The sequence below is a fragment of the Methylocaldum sp. GT1TLB genome (assembly GCF_051027445.1).
Lineage (GTDB): Bacteria > Pseudomonadota > Gammaproteobacteria > Methylococcales > Methylococcaceae > Methylocaldum.
Map to the genome: position 1 here is coordinate 4878708 of NZ_CP194898.1, position 19009 is coordinate 4897716.

At 55.4% G+C, this 19009-nt stretch carries 19 protein-coding genes, 1 tRNA gene and 1 CRISPR repeat array (1 of these 21 running past the window's edge); of the genes, 7 read left to right on the forward strand and 13 right to left on the reverse strand.

Annotated features, from left to right (window positions below):
* Positions 1 to 255: a CRISPR direct-repeat array (repeat unit 37 nt; unit sequence GTTTCAATCCACTCCCGGCTATTAAGCCGGGAGATAC) (it extends 5727 nt beyond the left edge of the window).
* A 190-nt stretch (positions 256 to 445) separates the two neighbouring features.
* From cas2 to ACR2R1_RS21620, 10 genes are all read right to left on the reverse strand, one after another.
* Complete coding sequence (gene cas2, locus ACR2R1_RS21575) at positions 446 to 736, reverse strand: CRISPR-associated endonuclease Cas2 (protein ID WP_077731135.1); 291 nt, start codon at positions 734 to 736, stop codon at positions 446 to 448.
* Between the two features lie 7 nt (positions 737 to 743).
* Positions 744 to 1778 carry a type I-C CRISPR-associated endonuclease Cas1c gene (gene cas1c / locus ACR2R1_RS21580; protein ID WP_077731136.1) on the reverse strand — a complete coding sequence of 345 codons (1035 nt, stop codon included), beginning with the start codon at positions 1776 to 1778 and terminating at the stop codon, positions 744 to 746.
* A complete protein-coding gene (cas4, locus tag ACR2R1_RS21585; protein WP_077731137.1) occupies positions 1775 to 2416 on the reverse strand; it encodes a CRISPR-associated protein Cas4 in 642 nt (213 codons plus the stop codon). The genes cas1c and cas4 overlap by 4 nt, the downstream gene beginning before the upstream one ends.
* On the reverse strand, positions 2413 to 3408 hold the full coding sequence (cas7c, locus tag ACR2R1_RS21590; protein WP_086135262.1) for a type I-C CRISPR-associated protein Cas7/Csd2: 996 nt from the start codon (positions 3406 to 3408) through the stop codon (positions 2413 to 2415). Before cas7c ends, cas4 begins: the two co-directional genes overlap by 4 nt.
* A gap of 24 nt (positions 3409 to 3432) precedes the next feature.
* Positions 3433 to 5181, reverse strand: a complete 1749-nt coding sequence (gene cas8c / locus ACR2R1_RS21595) for a type I-C CRISPR-associated protein Cas8c/Csd1 (protein ID WP_434111867.1) — start codon at positions 5179 to 5181, stop codon at positions 3433 to 3435.
* Entirely contained in the window at positions 5174 to 5911 is a 738-nt protein-coding gene (gene cas5c / locus ACR2R1_RS21600; RefSeq protein ID WP_077731140.1) for a type I-C CRISPR-associated protein Cas5c, read from the reverse strand. The genes cas8c and cas5c overlap by 8 nt, the downstream gene beginning before the upstream one ends.
* 100 nt (positions 5912 to 6011) lie before the next feature.
* Entirely contained in the window at positions 6012 to 8309 is a 2298-nt protein-coding gene (locus tag ACR2R1_RS21605; RefSeq protein WP_168183891.1) for a CRISPR-associated endonuclease Cas3'', read from the reverse strand.
* Between the two features lie 77 nt (positions 8310 to 8386).
* Positions 8387 to 8809, reverse strand: coding sequence for a type II toxin-antitoxin system VapC family toxin (locus ACR2R1_RS21610; RefSeq protein ID WP_077731142.1), 423 nt, complete (start codon positions 8807 to 8809; stop codon positions 8387 to 8389).
* Positions 8806 to 9102, reverse strand: coding sequence for a type II toxin-antitoxin system Phd/YefM family antitoxin (locus tag ACR2R1_RS21615; RefSeq protein WP_077731143.1), 297 nt, complete (start codon positions 9100 to 9102; stop codon positions 8806 to 8808). Before ACR2R1_RS21615 ends, ACR2R1_RS21610 begins: the two co-directional genes overlap by 4 nt.
* Positions 9103 to 9475: 373 nt before the next feature.
* Entirely contained in the window at positions 9476 to 10444 is a 969-nt protein-coding gene (locus ACR2R1_RS21620; RefSeq protein ID WP_434111872.1) for a helix-turn-helix transcriptional regulator, read from the reverse strand.
* Between the two features lie 211 nt (positions 10445 to 10655).
* Between ACR2R1_RS21620 and groES the strand changes: the two genes are divergently transcribed.
* Positions 10656 to 10946, forward strand: a complete 291-nt coding sequence (gene groES / locus ACR2R1_RS21625; RefSeq protein WP_077731211.1) for a co-chaperone GroES — start codon at positions 10656 to 10658, stop codon at positions 10944 to 10946.
* 42 nt (positions 10947 to 10988) lie between these two features.
* The gene (gene groL, locus ACR2R1_RS21630) at positions 10989 to 12626 is read left to right on the forward strand and encodes a chaperonin GroEL (RefSeq protein WP_077731146.1); all 1638 of its coding nucleotides are present in this window, start codon (positions 10989 to 10991) and stop codon (positions 12624 to 12626) included.
* A gap of 375 nt (positions 12627 to 13001) precedes the next feature.
* Here the strand turns inward: groL and ACR2R1_RS21635 are convergent, their stop codons facing one another.
* The 3 genes from ACR2R1_RS21635 to ACR2R1_RS21645 all read right to left on the reverse strand — a co-directional run bounded on the left by ACR2R1_RS21635 (position 13002) and on the right by ACR2R1_RS21645 (position 15576).
* Entirely contained in the window at positions 13002 to 14204 is a 1203-nt protein-coding gene (locus ACR2R1_RS21635) for a DesA family fatty acid desaturase (protein ID WP_077731147.1), read from the reverse strand.
* A gap of 244 nt (positions 14205 to 14448) precedes the next feature.
* Positions 14449 to 14997: a Slp family lipoprotein gene (locus tag ACR2R1_RS21640; protein ID WP_434111874.1), complete on the reverse strand. Its 549-nt coding sequence runs from the start codon at positions 14995 to 14997 to the stop codon at positions 14449 to 14451.
* Positions 14998 to 15030: 33 nt separating this feature from the next.
* Positions 15031 to 15576: a Slp family lipoprotein gene (locus ACR2R1_RS21645; RefSeq protein ID WP_166642486.1), complete on the reverse strand. Its 546-nt coding sequence runs from the start codon at positions 15574 to 15576 to the stop codon at positions 15031 to 15033.
* A 229-nt stretch (positions 15577 to 15805) separates the two neighbouring features.
* Between ACR2R1_RS21645 and ACR2R1_RS21650 the strand changes: the two genes are divergently transcribed.
* From ACR2R1_RS21650 to rplT, 5 genes are all read left to right on the forward strand, one after another.
* Positions 15806 to 15882: transfer RNA gene (locus tag ACR2R1_RS21650), tRNA-Val, on the forward strand.
* Between the two features lie 53 nt (positions 15883 to 15935).
* The gene (gene thrS, locus ACR2R1_RS21655; RefSeq protein WP_434111876.1) at positions 15936 to 17852 is read left to right on the forward strand and encodes a threonine--tRNA ligase; all 1917 of its coding nucleotides are present in this window, start codon (positions 15936 to 15938) and stop codon (positions 17850 to 17852) included.
* Between the two features lie 21 nt (positions 17853 to 17873).
* A complete protein-coding gene (gene infC, locus ACR2R1_RS21660) occupies positions 17874 to 18398 on the forward strand; it encodes a translation initiation factor IF-3 (protein WP_077731150.1) in 525 nt (174 codons plus the stop codon).
* Positions 18399 to 18429: 31 nt separating this feature from the next.
* Positions 18430 to 18618, forward strand: a complete 189-nt coding sequence (rpmI, locus tag ACR2R1_RS21665) for a 50S ribosomal protein L35 (RefSeq protein WP_434114295.1) — start codon at positions 18430 to 18432, stop codon at positions 18616 to 18618.
* A gap of 29 nt (positions 18619 to 18647) precedes the next feature.
* Positions 18648 to 18995 carry a 50S ribosomal protein L20 gene (rplT, locus tag ACR2R1_RS21670; RefSeq protein ID WP_077731152.1) on the forward strand — a complete coding sequence of 116 codons (348 nt, stop codon included), beginning with the start codon at positions 18648 to 18650 and terminating at the stop codon, positions 18993 to 18995.
* Positions 18996 to 19009: the final 14 nt, after the last annotated feature.

Here is a 19009-nt window from a genome sequence, read left to right on the forward strand (position 1 = left end):
AGTTTCAATCCACTCCCGGCTATTAAGCCGGGAGATACCGATACGGAGGACCACATGAAGCACGTAACCCAAGTTTCAATCCACTCCCGGCTATTAAGCCGGGAGATACCCTGACCATGTTTGTCGTGTGATCGAAGGCGCTGATGTTTCAATCCACTCCCGGCTATTAAGCCGGGAGATACCCACACAAAAATTTTTGTGTCAATACTCAGCGTTTAGTTTCAATCCACTCCCGGCTATTAAGCCGGGAGATACAGCCTTTCGGCAAAGCAAGAATAAATCAGGAAAAAGCGGCAGGAAAGCGCGAACGGGAGGACCGGGAGTGTCAAAGCCGGAAGAAATTTTGAATTCTTGGCAACGAAAGGGAATAAAGTCATAAGTTTATGGTCTGCGCGAATGTCCCGGCATTTTGCCATTGCTTCCAGTTCGCGCATCGGCAGAGCACTCATACGATCAAGGTATCCGTAAAGTCGACCGCCTTGAACTTGCCGAATTCCATGACGTTTTTTTCAAGCGGCTCTACGATGCGGTAAATCCGCAAGCTGTCTTCCTCTTCATTGATGATGTCCAGCAGGTCGTTCTTCAAGATTTCCAGTTGCATCGGCTCGACCTTGCACTCGAACACCGATTTTTGCACACGCTGACCGTAGTTGAGGCAGACCTTGGCGACTCGCCGGAGCCGTCGGCGGCCTTCCGAGGTTTCGGTCGAGACGTCGTAACTGACCAGAAGCAACATGTTTACCTCAGCGGTTCAGGAAGGGAACGTAGTGCGGGATATCGCCGCGTAGATAGCGGGCCAACAGCCTCGCCTGCAATTGCGCCAAGAGACCGATGGATACCTCGGCATCCAGCACCGGATGCTTCAAGGTTTCCTGCTTGCGGGTTTGATACGCGGCGATCACGGTCTTCCGGCCGCTGTCGTTGAGCAGCACCGCACCGCCTTCCCGTTCGTCGAAATCCTTGGGTTGAATCTGGCCGCGATTGATCAGGGTCAGCGCGAGCCGATCGCACAGGGGCGCGCGGAATTCCTCCAACAAATCGAGCGCCAGTGCCGGACGCCCCGGCCGAACCGCGTGAAGGAATCCCAGTTGCGGATCGAGCCCGACCGTTTCCAGCGCCGATCGGCAGTCGGCCAGCTTCAAGGCGTAGAGAAACGAGATCAGAGCATTGAAGCGGTCTCGCGGCGGGCGGCGGTTTCGGGTCGAGAAAGGAAAAGCTTCGCGGGCCGACGGCTTCATCAGATAGGGCAGGGCATCGAAGTAAATGCGCGCGGAATCGCCTTCGAGCCCCCGCAACGTGTCGAGATTGTCCGCTTGGGGGATCTTGCGGATCTGATTGGCGATGAGACGCGCCGCCTGAACCAGTGCGTCCCGCTCCGGCGGGCTGTCGGTTTCCCGTGCACCCCGCATGAGCACCTGGCGGCTGTTGCGCAGCTTGCCGGCGACGGTGGCGCGGGCGATTGCCAGCGTTTGCGACTCGTCGTCGGCCGCCCGATACTGGGCCTGGCGCAGCAGCACGTTGCCGTTGACCGGGCCTTCGAGCCGTGCCTTGAAGCGTCCCGACCGGTCCAGCCAAACGATGGAGCGGCCATCCTCCGCGCAGCGCCCCAGCAGTGCCGGGCTCAGCATTACATGATCGAACAGCACGAAGGCTCCCAAATGATGCAGCGGTACCTGTAGCCGTTTTTCCTCTTCGATCATCACACACACGGTTTCGCCTTCGAGGCGCAAGTATGCATCCGGCGTGGTGATGTAAAGGGTGTTGAGAAGAACGGTCATACGGCGTCCTCTTCAGGCTGGAACAGACCGGCTGCCAATTTCGATACATGGGCAACCGCCCGCAGAAGCTCCGGTTCGCATATCGTCTTGAGAGAGCATTCCCCGCAACGCCGTGAGTCCTCGATAGGAGGTGGGCTGACGCCTGCGGCAAGCATCGAGCGAATTGCTGAGGCCGTCTCTTTCACCAGCGAGCGAAGGGAATCGTCGATAATCACTTCGCGCCGTCGTCGCGATTTTTGGTGAAAGATCGCTCCCTTGGGCGCGAGTTTGCCGGTTATTTCTTCCACGCACATGGCTTGAGCTGCGAGCTGCAGGTCATCGTTTAGCCAGCGCCGTTTGGGACCGTGCTTGTATTCCACGGGATAAATCGTTCCGTCATCTCGAAACTCCAGTACGTCGCATTTCCCGGTCAGCCCCAAGCGATCCGACCAAACGGGTACCGCATACTCGACCCGGACATCGGCTTTGTGTTCATAGCCGGCGTTATCGACCCGTTCGTGTTCCCGCGATCCGCTCACGGTATGCACGTTGTCCGTGAACTCGCCCTCACCGTGAATGAGGAAGCAGCGCCGCGCGCAATAGGCGTATTGGTTGAGAGCGGAGAGGGGGATGAGATCAGGTGGTTTTGTGTCGGTCATTGCTTGACCAACGCCCCGCGTTCAGCGTCCCACATCCAGAGTTCTACACCGGCGGGGATCCTATCTGCGCGGACATTGATTTCGTAATCGTTGAAGCGACGGGGCGATGCCGTCTCAAGTTGTTTCTTCAGCCAAATCTCGATTACTTTGCCTTCCTCCGGGGTCCTGCCAATATCCAGCAGCTTGTGAGCGGGAGCGCAACCGAGCATCGCTTGGCGTTTGCGCTGTTCCAGATTCGAATCGGTGCCGACATGCTTGAACACGTAAAGGCCGCGACACGACATAAAACCCTTGCTGGCGGAACGGTCATGGTCGTACATATTGGCGAGCGCCTCCCAAAACAAGGCCAAATCGTCGTCGCCGAAGCCTGTATCTTGGGCTAGATTGGCGCTGATGAAACCCTTGGCAGCATAGAGACCATAGGGAATCAGGTTTTTGCGGCCCATGGTGCGGAGTTTGTCTTCGGGCTGTTCTTCCTCCCACTGCTGAAATTCCGCCGACGTTTTTGCGCCTTTGACGTCCTCGGCAACGGCCATGCGCGTAATGGAAATATCCAGCGGCAGGACCGGGTCGAGCGATCGGGCGAAAGTGAATTGGACCGGGCCGCGTACCTGACCAGCGTTAGCGCCGGTGCTCATTACGGCGCCGAATGTGCGTACGTCGAAAAAGCTTTGGCACATCCATTTCCTAGCTTCGCCGACCTTTTTCTTGGACGCTCCTTTTTCCGGGATACCCCCGGTTTCTTCATGCGCCTTAAGTATCGGCCGGTTCATATTGGTGGCATGCTCCACCAGAATGGCGTTGGGCATCTGGTTATTTCGCGCTATCTGTACATAGTTCCGCACCCGCCGTTTCAAAGCGACATCCGAAACCAGTCCTCGCATATCTTCGGGATCGATCCTGGGCGCATTGCCCGCATCCGGGTCGCCGTTGGGGTTGCCGTTTTCGCAGTCGAACAGAAACAGGAATTCGTAACGGTTTACGATAGCCATAGTCCGTGATCCTTGTCGTTGTTGTTAGTCTTGTGATTCGGGTGAAGTGCTTTGATCAGTCTCTATGCCTGAATTTCTATTGCCATTGCCTTTGCCGGCATTCAATGCGGCGAGCTGCTGGTAATAACCGAGGGCGAACAGGCTTTGATTTTCCAAGGTCAAGGTGCCTGGAATTTGGTCGCGAATCCGGCTCATTACGTCGGCGATCTGGTTTTCGTACCACCACGCCAAGCCTCCCTCCAGCTTGCTTAAATGATTTTTGGCGTTCGCGGCCAATCGTCCCAATACCAGTCCCGGCGTTTGGCTGGCGGCCGTGTAGTAGCGTTGCACGACACCGGCGCCGACATCGCCCAGAGCGGCTCGTTGCAGTCTAGCGAAGACGGCCAGCAAACGGCCGCAGTGATAGGCGGAGTTTGGATGTTCCGGATTCAAATATGCGCTCATGGCTCGATCTCCTTGTCGGATGTGAAAGGCTTTCAAGAGACCCATGCGGGGATGGGATGCGAGGTTGTGGTTGATGACGTCGATGCGGGCGCGCAGAACCGCTTGCGCCAAAGCGAAGGTTGGAATCGGCGCGCCGGTTATCGCCGCTCGCCAAAGCTGTTGGAGCCAGGGCGAAGGTAAATCCTTGAGATCGCGGACCAAGCTTCCGGCTACAGCGAGAAACTTGGGCGATTTGGCCACACTTTTGCCATCGCGGGTAACGATGGCCAAGTCATCGAACCAATTACCAACACGCTCAGTAAGCTCCTCGAAACAGCCCTGCATTACGTCCCGCACCATGACTCTGCCGGCTTGGCCGGATAGCATCAGGGCGACATAACGATTGTAGGCAAGGTCGGGGCGCTTGCCCTCGCGGATGGCTTCTAGCAGATCGCGGGCCAGGGCTTCGGCGCCTGCGGCGGTCAGTTCCGGTGCTTCGGTTATCCAGCTGAGCGGATTCTCTTCATCAGGTAGTTCGGGAGTCTCGGTGTACCAATAGACGGCAAGAGTGTTGGCGAGTTTGACGCTCTTTTTGGCGATGAGCTGTTTGAGGGTTTCCGTGTAGGCCGTTGCGATTTCCTCGGACATGGCGGCGTTGGCCGATTGATCCAGTCCGTAGGATTGAAATGCGGCTTTGTCGAAACCCACCAGGACGTCACCGGCAGGGAGACCCCCTACGCTTGCCAAGCCGCTGATTTTGGGATGAGTAGGGGCTGGCTCGATCAGTTCCCCGGTAACGAGACAGCGCATCGGCGATGCTTTTCTACCTTTTGCGGTTCGTAGGCCCGAGCGGAATGTCCGCCACCAGTTCCGCCATTCGTCTCGTTCTAAGGGAGTGATGGAGTCGATACGCAGCGTTGCGGTTTCGGTGAACTTGGCTTTAGCTCCGCGCAGTTCTTCCCGAATTGCTGCCAGCGCCTCGGGATTTTCTAGAAGGCTCGCCGCAACAGTCAAATACGGCGCATGCTCCGCGGCCTGCTTAAGTAGATGAATGAAATACGCGTGCTTTGCTTCGAACTTGGCTTTCTCTTTTTCGTCGGCTTTCGGATCAAGATACAGAGCGACAGTAGGGAGTCCTTCGATCAGGAAATGACTGCGTACCTCACCGCCGCCGACCAATTCGGGTTGGGTCAGATTCGGGCAGGAAGAAAATGTACGGCCTCTGCCTTCGCCTAAAGAGACCAGCCCGGTAAATTGCCCTTCGCTCGTGCAGGTAATCAGCCATTTGACGGTCTTTTCGGAAAAGCCTGGCTCGGAGTCACCGGCTTGCTTAAGAACCGAATCAAGCATGTCCGGCTTCCTCGTTCTTACGGACTTCGGAACTGTTATAGGGCGGAATTTCGATCACTCCGCGTGACATTCGAGCGTGGAATACGCTGATGGAGGGTTTTCCGAAAGAATCGTTGGCAAGATTCAAGTCGAATACGTCATACAGCATCCAACCCAAATCCAAATCGAGGCCGATTGCTGGTTTCCGCGGAGAGGTCTCGTCGACGGGTTCGAAATAAGCCGGGAATTCGCGGCAGCCGAAATAGGGCTGGTAAAAGCATTTGCCGGTTCGTGCACGGCGGGCGAATTGTTCGTCGAGTTCGCGAATGTCGTGGGTTTCGTGTCGTAACCGAATATGGGCGTGAATCCGGTAGCGCACGTCTTGAAGCGCCATGGTTTGCCTTTGTGTGCGCCCTTTCTGATCGGTGCCGAGGGAGTCCCGATCGCCGTCCGCCCACAATGGTTCGGGTTCCTCTCTTCGTTCCATCCATGCCCACAGCGTGCGTTCGCTGGGAGCTTTGTCTTTTACTTCATTGCGGCGCAGAGCGACGTATTTCGGAAATGCCAAAACTTCTACCCGCTCTATTTGCCAGTAGAACCCGTAACTCCGTTTGAAATAAATCGCGTCGAAGATGCCGCGGGCGGCGGACGGCGTAATGACGGGGTAACTGAAGCGCTCGACCTTCATTTCCGGCCTGGTGAAGCAAGCGAAATCGCCCCACACTTCCAAGCAGTGCGTTTGTCCACGCATGAGTAATCCCCCCTTTGTCATAATTCGAACGAGCAATGCACTCGATCAATTGTAGTAGTGAGTCTTATTCGGCGGCTGATGACTGATTTAATCGCATGGTTCATGCAATCCACAAATTCAAGCTTTCCGGCGGCATGAAACCCAATTGCGGATGATAGTGCTCGGATTTCGCGGCGATATACCATTCTTCTTGTCGCCCCCGTCGCCCTTTTTTCAGAGTCTGAACTTCCAACAGACTGTCCCATACCGGGCTACCAGATTCGGGGCGAAACAGGCTGACAGCGAGCGGTCGTGCCTTTCTGATGAACTCTCCGGTTAATCCGGTTTCTTCCGCCATCCGGAGGAGTTCTTCGAACAAGGCCATTTCTCCCTGGTAGGGCACTATTACGTTAATGGCATCCTGTTCGATCAGGCGGTAAGTGCGAGCAACATCCGGAAAGGAGCCTTCCCGGACATATTGGAGGAGTTCCTCCGTTTTTTTCGAAGCCTCCGGTTTTCCGATGTCGTAAAGCTCCCGATAGTAGGCCGTGATGAAATCGGGGTTATCCAATGTCATGCCTTCCGGCCCGAACCGCTGTAACAGCATCTTGGTGATTTGCGCAGCTTGGCGGTAACCGCCCGGTGGATAGTTTTCGTCTTCGGGCATGAATATCCGCAGCTCTCCCAAATCGACGAGTCTTCCCTCTCGGTTGCAACGGCCTTCAGCTTGGATGATAGCTTCGAGCGGGCCATAAGCGCGAAAAACCGATGGGAAGTCCAGGTCCACACCGGCTTCCACGCATTGGGTGGCGATCAGGCGTACTGGTTTATCCGTGGCAAGCCGTTCACGGATATCCGCCAACAACACTTGCCGGTGCGCAGGGCAAAGATTTGTGGAAAGGTGAAAGGTATTCGGATCGTCGAACTCTTCCCAAAGCTTACGCGCGTGACGCTTGAGATTGACGATGCACAGGATTTGCTGTTTTTCACGGATTTGCTCGGCCAATTCCGGCCAAACTACGGGCTGGCTTGGATCAGCCCATATTCTTTTAACTCGCTGCATCGGTGTAAATAGGCGCTCCGGTGCCGGAACGACTTTTTGAGGCTGCCAGTCCGCTGGCGCATGCGTTCGAACATGGGCGTGCAAATGCTCGAACGCCGGCTGCGTTGCCGTCGCGAACACGACGCTGCTCTTATGGGCGTGAGCCAAGTGAGTAAGCGTCGCCAGCGTCGGTACTGCCAGCGGCGCGGGCAGCGTTTGGACCTCGTCAAACAGAATCACGGACCGGGGCAGGCGGTGAAGCTTGCGGCAGGCGGACGGCCGGTTCGAAAACAATGATTCCAACATCTGCACGCTGGTCGTAACGATGATCGGCGCATCCCAGTTCTCCGAGAGTTGTCGCCGTCGGCGTTCGTCGGAGTCACCAAATTCCCCCTCCGCATCGGACTCGCACTCTTCCTTCCCCAAACCGGCCAGCGAGTGATGTTCCAAGACATAGTCGGTACCGAAGTGCGGTTCGAACAGACTTCGGTAAATGGCAGCCGTCTGTTCGATGATCGAGAGATACGGGATGACGACGACCACCCGTCGTAATTCGTATTTCGCAGCATGCGCCAGGGCGAAGGCGAGCATGGCGAGGGTTTTTCCGCTGCCGGTCGGTGCCGTCAGTGTGAATAGCCCCGGCGGATGTTCCGCGGCGCTCAGGCAGTCGTCGCGCAGCCATTGTCGGACTTTTGCCACTCCGGGATCGGCCTTCGAACTGCGGCCGAGTTTGTCGATATGGGCCAGCAGAATTTCCAGCGCATCGCTAGCTTGCAACTTCGGCCCGTCCGGCCGGTGGCGCTTGCCGTCCGGTCCGCCTTGGAAATGTGCTTCGGTGTCGAGGAAATCGGCATCGACCAGGGCGGAGAACAGCAGGCGAATGTCGAGCATAAGATCGAAGCCCGATCTGATTTCCGTTCCACAGACAGTTTTCTCGGGCTTTGCCGGAGTCAGACCGTCGGCGAGGAGGCGTGATTTGAGGGTTGCCAGATCCGTTTCACTCAAACTGAGTTGTTGGGGATGGCTTTGAACGAGCTTGGTCGGGTTTAGTTTCGCCAACTCGGACCCGCGCAAGTATTGCAGGCCAATGTGATGACCTTGAATCGCCAGCGCCGCAGCGACGGCTTGATAGTCCTTTTGTAGCGCCAGCCAAGCACCTATCGACCAGTGATCCAGTCCATGGTCCTTTCCTTCAAGCCGTGCCTGAAACCGATCGCCATATTTCCCGAGGTCGTGCAAGAGCCCGGCAAGGCCGGCTTCGTCCGCGAAGCTGGAAGCTTCCGCGAATTTTCCTGCGAGTTTCGAAACGTCCCGCAAATGCTCTGCTAGTGGATGCTTGGATCCGGCCTTGTTATCGCTGTGTGCATAGTAGATCACCGCACCTCCATACATTTACATGGACTCCAATAAGGGATTTGGGCCTTTTACATCGTCTTCGGGCAATGTGATTTCCTTCAGCCCGCCAAACCGAAAACTTTGAGATAACCTTCCCGCGCATACTCGGCGATCTTCTCGTCGGCGGTCATCAGATGCAGCCCCTTGACTCGCGCAATAGCGATAAGAAAACGATCAGCGGGATCGCCGTGGATCGATCCGGGAAGCTGGGTGCTTTCCACCGCGCTTTCGGCATCCAGAGGCAGTGATCGAAGCCCCGGCAGAGCCGTTGCGTGCTCGACCCAAACATTGAACGCCGCCGAGAGCGTAAGTCTGCGTTTGTTCTGCAACATGCCGATTTCCCAAATGGAAATCGTGGAAACGAATAGTCTCGACTGTCGGCGCATGGCTTCGATATGTGCGACCGCATCCGCCGGCAAGCGCTCGGAATTGCCTTCCGCGTACCAAAGCCACGCGTGGGTATCCAGCAACAGTCCGTTCATTTATTTGCCCGGCATCCATCGTTGGGTTGTCCACCCGGCGCGAGATCACGGTAGAGATCATCCTCGTCGCCCGTTAACGCGCTCCAGGGTTCGTCGATAGGGGAAACGACATCGCCCAGAACGGTGACCGTGCCTTTCATGTAACCGAATTGGGTTTCCGACGGTTCTTCGATCGGTACCAGTTTGGCAATCGGTTTGCCTCGCTTGGTGATGACGACGGGCTCATGGGTTTTGCTGACCTCGTCCATCAGTTTCAAACATTTGGCTTTGAATTCCGCTGCGGTGATTTCCATGATTGATACCTCGATACTATATGACCAGTTAATATGGTCATTGTATCGAATTCTCGGCTTGGTATTTATCGTGCCGTTCCGTGCTTGTTTCTTAGTTCAAGCTGCTGAGTTTGATACCGCGTCGGATGTACGTCGGAATATCGTAGTTGACGCGCGCCGAAGCATCCGGCGTTTGGCGGGATAACGGGCTCGGCTGTAAAGGACAGGCGGGATGGCTGGTGGCGGAGCTTGCAGAAGCCCGAGCGTTCCGGATTTTGCGGATGGAAGAGAAGACGTTGAACATAATCGTATCTCCGATGGGTGTAACGACGGAGATACTCTACGACAGGTAGTCGCTCAGGGTGTGAGCCACTAACCCTATCGGTAAAAATTTTTATTCGTAGCGGGCCGCCATTGCCCGAACCGTTTCTTGCAGTTTGCTCCTGAGCGATTCGGGAGCGAGGACTTCGACGTCCGCGCCATGCTTGAGGATGTCCATTATCAGTTCGCGGTCGTCGGCGTAGGGGATTTCGAGGGTGTAACTGCCGTCCGGCTCGAACCGGGTCTTTTGCTTGGGATGCCAGATTTCATGGCTGACCCAGCGCGCGCGTTCGGGCGTAAAACGCAATTCCGCCCAGCGGATTTCGGTGCCGGAGAAGATGCCGTAACCGGACGCCAGTTCTCGATCCAGCTCTTCGTCCGGGATGTCTACGGCGGGTTCGTTCAGCGCCGATGCGGATCGGAGCGCATCCACGGCGAAACTTCGGATCGCTTCACGGAGATGGCACCAGGCGTCCAAATACCAGTTTTCGCGGTAGTGGATCAGGCGCTGCGGCGACACCGTGCGTTCGGATGTTTCATCGGTGCTGCGGTTGTAATGGACAATTCGCAGCCGGCGGCGTCTGAGCAGGGCCGTCGCAACCACTTCGAAATGCTGTAGATCCACCGTTCGCCGTGCGACATGGAACACCCGGACCCGTTTTTCGACTTCCTGCCACTCGTGATCGCCGGCGCCGAGCAGGGCATTGAGGCGAGCGAGCAGCGGCTGGATATGCGGTTCGAGCAGTCCGGGCTGAAGGTCTGCGAGCAGTTGGCGCATGGTGAGAAGAGCGTGAATTTCCGAGGCGTTGAACCAAAGGCCGGGCAGCTCGTAGGCCGCATCGCCGCCATGGGGCCCGAAGCGGTAGCCGCGGGTTTTTCGGTCCCAAACGATCGGCGCGTTGAATCGACTACGCATATATTCGATATCACGCTTGAAAGTGGCTGCCGATATACCCAATTCTTCAAGAAACGCCTTTTGAGAGACGTTTTCCCGGTCGCGGATCAGTTGATCGATTTTGTAGAAGCGTTCGGTGCGGTCCATGTTCTTTTCTCGAAGCTGGTTGCGCACGAATCTTAACCCAGGAAAAACGCGGATTCGCGCAGCTCTTCCACATGTGGTGGGGGAGCGTTGATCTTGACATGAAATATTCGACGGCTATGATTAGCACTCGTTTTAGTCGAGTGCTAACAAAGCTAGGGTCTGGTCGACCGCTCGTCAGTCAATACATCATCAGTAGGAACAGGAGAGTATGATGAAAATTCGTCCTTTGAATGACCGTGTTATCGTGAGGCGCCTCGAAGAGGAGCGGACTTCGCCGGGCGGAATCGTGATTCCGGATACGGCTGCGGAAAAACCGATGCGCGGTGAAGTTCTTGCGGTGGGTAACGGCAAGACTCTGGATAACGGGCAAGTGCGCGCGCTGCAAGTCAAAGCGGGCGACAAGGTGCTGTTCGGCAAATATTCCGGCACCGAGGTGAAACTCGATGGCGAGGATATCCTTGTCATGCGCGAAGACGACATCATGGCTGTGCTCGAAGACTGAGCACGCCCGGAATTCAACATCAACCAACGAAGGTAAATCGTAATGGCAGCGAAAGACGTAAGATTCGGTGATGACGCGCGGATCCGCATGGTTCGCGGGGTCAATATTCTGGCACAGGCGGTGAAAGTGACCTTGGGTCCGAAAGGCCGCAATGTGGTGCTCGAAAAGAGTTTCGGCGCGCCGACCGTCACCAAGGACGGCGTATCCGTGGCGAAAGATATCGAGCTCTCCGACAAGTTCGAAAACATGGGCGCTCAGATGGTGAAGGAAGTCGCGTCTCAGACTTCCGATGTCGCGGGCGACGGCACCACCACCGCCACCGTTCTGGCGCAATCGATTCTGGTCGAGGGCCTGAAGGCCGTGGCCGCCGGCATGAATCCTATGGATCTGAAACGCGGTATCGACAAGGCGGTCACCGCCGCCGTCGACGCTATCCACGAAATGTCCGTTCCCTGCACCGACAGCAACGCGATCGCTCAAGTCGGCACCATTTCCGCCAACTCAGACGAGAGCATCGGCAAGATCATTGCCGAAGCGATGGACAAGGTGGGCAAGGAAGGCGTGATCACGGTCGAGGAAGGTTCGGGCCTTGAAAACAGCCTGGATGTCGTCGAAGGTATGCAGTTCGACCGCGGCTATTTGTCGCCGTACTTCATCAACAATCAGCAAAGCATGAGCGCCGAGCTGGAAAACCCGCTGATCCTCATCTGCGAGAAAAAGATTTCCAATATCCGCGACATGCTGCCGGTACTCGAAGGCGTCGCTAAAGCCGGTCGTCCGCTGCTGATCATCGCGGAAGATGTCGAAGGCGAAGCGCTGGCGACCTTGGTCGTCAACAACATGCGCGGCATCATCAAGGTTTGCGCCGTTAAAGCGCCCGGTTTCGGCGATCGCCGTAAAGCCATGTTGGAAGACATCGCTATCCTGACGGGCGGCACCGTAATTTCCGAAGAAGTGGGTCTGAGCCTGGAGAAAGCGAGTCTGAACGATTTGGGCAATGCCAAGAAGGTTCAGATCAGCAAGGAAGAAACCACCATCATCGATGGCGCCGGCGCTAAGGAAAGAATCCAGGGCCGTATCACCCAGATCCGTAAGCAGATCGAAGAGACCACGTCGGACTACGATAGAGAAAAGCTGCAAGAGCGCTTGGCGAAGTTGGCCGGCGGTGTGGCAGTGATCAAGGTCGGCGCGGCCACCGAAGTCGAGATGAAGGAGAAGAAAGCCCGCGTGGAAGACGCGTTGCACGCGACCCGCGCTGCGGTTGAAGAAGGCATCGTGCCGGGCGGCGGCGTGGCTCTGGTCCGCGCTCTGCAAAAGATCAAGGATCTGAAAGGCGTAAACCACGATCAGGATGTCGGCATCAGCATCGCCCGCCGCGCGATGGAAGAGCCGCTGCGCCAGATCGTGGCCAATGCCGGCGACGAGTCGTCCGTGGTTCTGAACAAGGTAGCCGAGGGTTCCGGAAATTTCGGCTACAACGCAGCAACCGGCGAATTCGGCGATATGGTCGCCATGGGCATTCTGGACCCGGCGAAAGTGACCCGTACCGCGCTGCAGAACGCCGGTTCCGTGGCGGGTCTCATGATCACCACTGAGGCAATGGTTGCCGAAGAGCCGAAGGAAGAGACTCCGATGCCGGCAGGCATGGGTGGAATGGGCGGCATGGGCGACATGATGTAATCGCCGACCGATCATTTAAGTGTAAAAAAGCCCCATCTTCGGATGGGGCTTTTTTTTGAAGCATTTTCAGCTTTGGGCCCGTGTCCTTGGCATCGCTGTCCAAAGCTACATGGATAAACCCGCGGAAATGCTTATTCCGGCTTACAGCGCTGCACGACTTGTAAGTCGAAAATCCTTTTTCTACGCAATGGGTTTGTCGCTATGGATTGCCGACCTAAGGACCGGTGCGCCAGTAAATCGGGGATTCTTATCAATCGCAAATGATCGTTGCGGAAGGCCGAGAAAGCCTGATCCTGGATGAACAGGTCGCTACTTTCCCGACCATATCATGACTCACATGAGACGCCGCACGGCAGCATGTGAGTGGTGCTTGGCTTAAGTGCTGGGTAAATAATTGACGGACAGCCGATTTGTAATGGTATAGCCGTGCAACAAGTCGGCAAACTCATGAAGTGATTGGATGCCAGTCTCCTTCGCTCGTTGGCACCACTCTCTGAGCGACTGCACACGTGCTTCGTAGCCGACTGAAGAGTTCGCCCAAAGCTGTTTCAATTCCTCCTTGAATTGGTAAACGGTGTGAAGTGTTTGGCTCAAGTTCAGTGCTCGATCAAGGATGTGGGTGGCGGCCTCATCGAATTGGATATCCTCTCGAACCAAGAGCGGCTTTGCATCGCGGAGCAGGCGTCGGGATGCCGGGAGGGCAGTCTTTAATTCTTGACGCAGGACCGGAAGCACCACGCTACGGCCATATAAAGCCAGCACATGGACCCGGTTACGCATTACGGCCTGTATTGTCGCCAAATCGATCAATTTCTTGTCGTGAAGAATGCGAATTTTTGGAGCAACCCGGCGAACCGTTGCTAACTTCAATAGTTCCATCAGGCGAATGTAGGCCCACCCGATGTCCAATTCCCACCAACGGGAGGATAGCCGCGCCGAAGAGGGATAGGCATGGTGGTTATTGTGAAGTTCCTCGCCGCCGATCAGTAAGCCTATCGGGAAGAGATTGGTGGACGCATCGCGGGTTTCAAAATTGCGATAACCGGAGAAATGCCCCAGGCCGTTGATTACGCCCGCTGCCCAAAAGGGAATCCAGAGCATTTGTACGGCCCAAATGGTAATGCCGAAGAAGCCGAACAGCGCAACGTCGGCGAGAAACATAAGCGCGACGCCAAGACCGGGGTGCGGCGAGTAAAGTTTTCGCTCCAGCCAGTCATCAGGCGTGCCGTAGCCGTATTGATCCAAGGTTTCCGGATTGGCTGCTTCGGTCCGGTAGAGTTCCGCGCCTTCCCATAAGACCTTGCTTATGCCAAACACGCGAGGGCTATGGGGGTCTTCCGGGGTTTCACATTTGGCGTGGTGTTTGCGATGAATCGCGACCCAGGCCTTGGTGCCCATGCCAGTTGTCAGCCACAGCCAGAGCCGAAAAAAATGGCTGACCGCCGGATGAAGGTCCAAAGCGCGATGCGCCTGGTGGCGATGTAGGAAAATCGTGACGCTGGCAATGGTGATGTGGGTCAGACCGAGCGTAACGGCAATAAGTCCCCACCAGGGGAGGTCGAGTAAACCGTTAATCATTTTTTCACTATAAAAATAAAAAATAAGAGATGGGCATTAACTAACAATCCTTAAGGGGCTGCAAATCTTTCCATAGAGTTGCCTCAAAGAGCACGAATTGGAAAAAGCATCCGCTTTGGCGAATGCACGCGACGCCATTTTGGATAGCATCGAATGGATTTTCAATCCGCACGTTTTCTAACTGGTTTATCGGGTGGGATTGAGTGTTGCAGGGACCGGCAAGACGCGAGGCTATGATCATCGATCAAAAGCCAAATCCAACGCCTAAGCCAATACCGATCCGAGGTCCGGTGTCATATTCGGATAACAGTTTGATCTCCAAAGGACGTAACAACGGAAATGCACGAGTCGCTTCGCCGGTTTCCGTCGTGCGTTCGCCGATGACGCGACCGGCTGCAACAATTCGCCGGCCTTGTTCGTAGATGAGTGTGTCTAAATAGCCGGGATACAATATTAAGAATCGGCCCCATGCGGGCTCACTGAGTTCCGGCTCGCCTCGTCTATCGGTGGGATAGGTCAGTACTTCGACTAACGTGCCTTCCTGTAGATTTTCGGCGCTAAGGATAGTTCCGCCGATGAGAATGGCTTGGCCGATAAACGCTTTTGGGTTATTCAGGACAGTTTCGGGCGAAAGTTTCGGATCGACCTGGTCCATGGTCGCTCGCGACAGTACCGAGCCGCAACCGCTGAGTTGTAGCGTGATCGCAAGTAAGGCGGCCAGGCCGAGAAAGCGGGGCCAGGATATTGGGTAGCCGGATCGGATGTCCTTTTTCGAGATCCGAGATTCTCTCACAGTAGCGTTGCAGCCTTTTGAGTTGAATGAGTCTTACCAATAAGGGTACCAATAAGGGTAATAGCCGGGCCAGCCTCGCCACCAAGGATCGTACCAGTATGGCGTCGGATAATAGGTGTAAGTCGGCCGGTTGGCCCAAAGATGAATTTCCTTGCAACCGATTACCGGGTAGGTGTAGTTGATTTGATCGAGAGGCTTGGTTTCCTTGCCTTGGACCTCTCCGGCGACCGTCACTTCGCGTCCCTTCGCATAGACCGCCGAATCCAGGAAGCGGTTGCAGTGAATCAGGAATCGTCCGGCGGAAGTGTCGACGTCTTCCGGGCGATCCGAACTTTCTAGCGGTTTTTGCAAGACTTCGATTTCGGTGAACTGTGGGCGGTTGCTGGTTTGGACGATCACGCCGCCCAGCATGACCGTCCTGCCTTTGTAGGCGTCGGGGCGGGCGCTGATTTCCGAGAACGATGGCTGCGTTTTCGTCGCCGTCCGAATGGGTTTCGAAAACGGGCTGGTTGCGCACCCCGCTATGCTTAAGAGCGTTATCCATAACAATACTAATCGGAACAACTTCGATCTACCCAAACAAACTTCCGAAATCGAGGTTTCGATCGGTGACATGGCCATGTTTATCACCCTTGCGGAACTGCTTTCCTCTTAATTGGACAGAACTGCTCCTGCCGAATTCACATCTAGTGGCCATCATAACCAATTCCCGTCGTTGCCACCCGTGAAATTTTGCCGCTTAAATGCGATGAGAACGAAAGGCTTTAATTAAACAAAAAATAGCTCTATAATTGCGTCTCTTGATTTTAGGCGCGTAGCTCAGTTGGTTAGAGCACCACCTTGACATGGTGGGGGTCGTTGGTTCAAGTCCAATCGCGCCTACCAATTCCGAAAAGCATCGCTGGGCGATGCTTTTTTTGTTGAAGAGGTTTCGACTGATGCCCGTGATACGTCTGCCGGATGGTTCCGCTCGCACATTCGATCACCCCGTAACGCTTATGGAGGTGGCGCAGTCCATTGGTCCGGGATTGGCTAAGGCGGCATTGGCTGGTCGAATCGACGGGAAACTGGTCGATTTGTCGACTCTTGTCGAACATGACGCCGCAGTCGAAATCGTCACGGGTAAGGACGCGGACGGGCTGGAGATTATTCGCCATTCAACTGCCCATCTGCTGGCTCAGGCCGTTAAGGCGTTGTATCCGAGCGCGCAAGTGACGATCGGTCCGGTGGTGGAAAACGGGTTTTACTACGATTTTGCCTTCGAACGTCCCTTTACGCCGGAAGACCTCGAGGCAATCGAAAAGAAAATGACGGAATTGGCGGCAAAGGCGATTCCCGTCAGGCGGGAGGTGATGCGTCGGGAAGAAGCCGTCAAATTTTTCCGTGACCAGGGCGAGCACTATAAGGCCGAAATTATCGAAGCCATACCTCAGGGCGAGCAAATCTCCCTCTACTCGCAAGGGGATTTTACCGATCTTTGTCGCGGTCCCCATGTGCCGGATACCGGAAAGCTTAGAGCCTTCAAGCTCATGAAGGTGGCGGGTGCCTATTGGCGGGGGGATTCCCGCAATGCCATGCTGCAGCGTGTCTATGGCACCGCCTGGGCCGACAAGAAGGATTTGGACGCCTATCTGCATCGGCTGGAAGAGGCGGATAAGCGCGATCATCGCAAGATCGGCAAGCTGCAGGACCTGTTCCATACTCAGGAGGAAGCTCCCGGAATGGTGTTCTGGCATCCCAATGGATGGGCGCTGTATCAGCAGGTCGAGCAGTACATACGCCGGGTGTTCCGTGAGAATGGCTATCAAGAAATCCGCTGTCCTCAGATTCTGGACGTAAGCCTTTGGAAAGCTTCGGGCCACTGGGACAACTTTCACGAGAATATGTTTTTTACCGCGTCCGAGAATAGAGAGTATGCGGTAAAGCCCATGAACTGCCCCGGTCACATCCAGGTTTTCAAACAGCATCTGCATAGCTATCGCGAACTGCCGATCCGGTTCGGGGAATTCGGTTCCTGTCATCGCAACGAGCCCTCCGGCACCTTGCACGGGATCATGCGTGTGCGCGGTTTCAATCAGGACGATGGCCATGTTTTTTGTACCGAGGATCAAATTCAGGCGGAAGTTGTCGCATTCATAGGTGTCTTGCGTAAGGTGTACGCGGATTTCGGCTTTACCGATATCCAGTACAAACTGTCCACGCGCCCGCCCAAGCGGCTCGGCAGCGATGAAATTTGGGATAAGGCCGAAGCTGCGCTGATGGCTGCTTTGGCCGCGCAAGACATCGAATACCAATTGCAGCCCGGTGAGGGAGCTTTCTATGGCCCCAAGATCGAGTTCACGTTGAAGGATGCGATCGGTCGGGTATGGCAGTGCGGGACGATTCAGGTGGATTTCATGATGCCGGGGCGTCTCGGTGCCGAATACGTGGGCGAAGACAATGCCCGCCATACGCCGGTCATGCTGCATAGGGCGATCATAGGATCGATGGAACGCTTCATCGGCATTCTCATCGAGCATTACGCAGGGTATTTTCCGCTTTGGCTGGCGCCGGTTCAGGCGGTGGTGCTCAACATTACCGGAAATCAAGCCGAATATGCCGCCGAATTGGCTGCGGAGCTTGTAAAACAAGGCTTTCGGGTAAAGTCCGACTTGAGAAATGAGAAGATCGGCTTTAAAATCCGCGAGCATACCGTGCAGCGTGTGCCTTATTTATTAATCGTCGGCGATAAAGAACTGGATTCCCGTACCGTTTCTGTTCGTACACAGAAAGGCCAGGATCTAGGCGGTTTCAGCTTGCCGGATTTGATCGGCAAGTTTACCGACGAGGTGGCGAGTCGCGCTGCGTTTCAATAATTGCGTTCGGAGGAATAGGATATCACTGCTGAAAGAAAAGAGCCGCGCCTGAATGAAGAGATCACGGCGCCCACTGTCAGGTTGATCGGACCCGACGGTAATCAAGTAGGAGTCGTGTCGACCAGAGAAGCCAGGCAAATTGCTTATGATGCGAATCTGGATCTGGTCGAGATTTCGCCGGCAGCCGATCCTCCCGTTTGCCGGGTAATGGATTACGGTAAATTCCGTTTTGAGCAGAATAAGAAGCTGCAAGCGGCCAAGAAAAAGCAAAAGCAGATTCAGGTTAAGGAAATCAAATTCCGGCCGGGTACGGACGAGGGCGATTACCAGGTCAAGCTGCGCAATCTCATTCGCTTTCTATCGGACGGCGATAAGGCAAAGGTCACTGTTCGGTTTCGCGGTCGAGAATTGAGTCATCGCGAATTGGGCATTGACCTTCTGAAGCGGATCGAGACGGACCTCGTGGAGCACGCCGTCGTAGAGCAGTTTCCGAAAATGGAAGGTAAGCAGTTAAGCATGACGCTTGCGCCGAAGAGAAAAAAATAATCTTGAGTTGTTGGAGATTTATATGCCTAAGATGAAGACCAATCGCGGCGCAGCGAAACGCTTCAAGCGTACTGCGTCCGGCGGTTTCAAATGCAATCATTCGCATCGTCGTCACATTCTGACGAAGAAGAGCACCAAGAGGAAGCGCCAACTGCGCAATCCCGCTGCCTTACACCCTTCGGATGTGCGGAGCGCGACTCGCTTGTTGCCTTATAGCTGATTTTTTCTTGCCCATCGAGAGAGAAGCCCATGCCTAGAGTAAAACGAGGCGTCACTGCGAGAGCCCGGCACAAAAAGGTTCTCAAGCAGGCGAAAGGTTATTACGGCGCCCGTAGCCGAGTTTATCGCGTTGCCAAGCAGGCGGTTATCAAAGCCGGCCAATATGCTTATCGGGATCGCAGACAGAGAAAACGCCAATTCCGTGCGCTTTGGATCGTGAGAATCAATGCCGCGGCGCGGGAATTCGGACTGTCTTATAGCCGTTTTATGGATGGCCTAAAAAAGGCGTCCGTCGAAATCGACCGTAAAGTTCTGGCGGATTTGGCTGTTCGCGACAAAGATGCGTTCGCTGAATTGGCCAAGATCGCCCAGGGTTAGCCCGCGCCTGATCT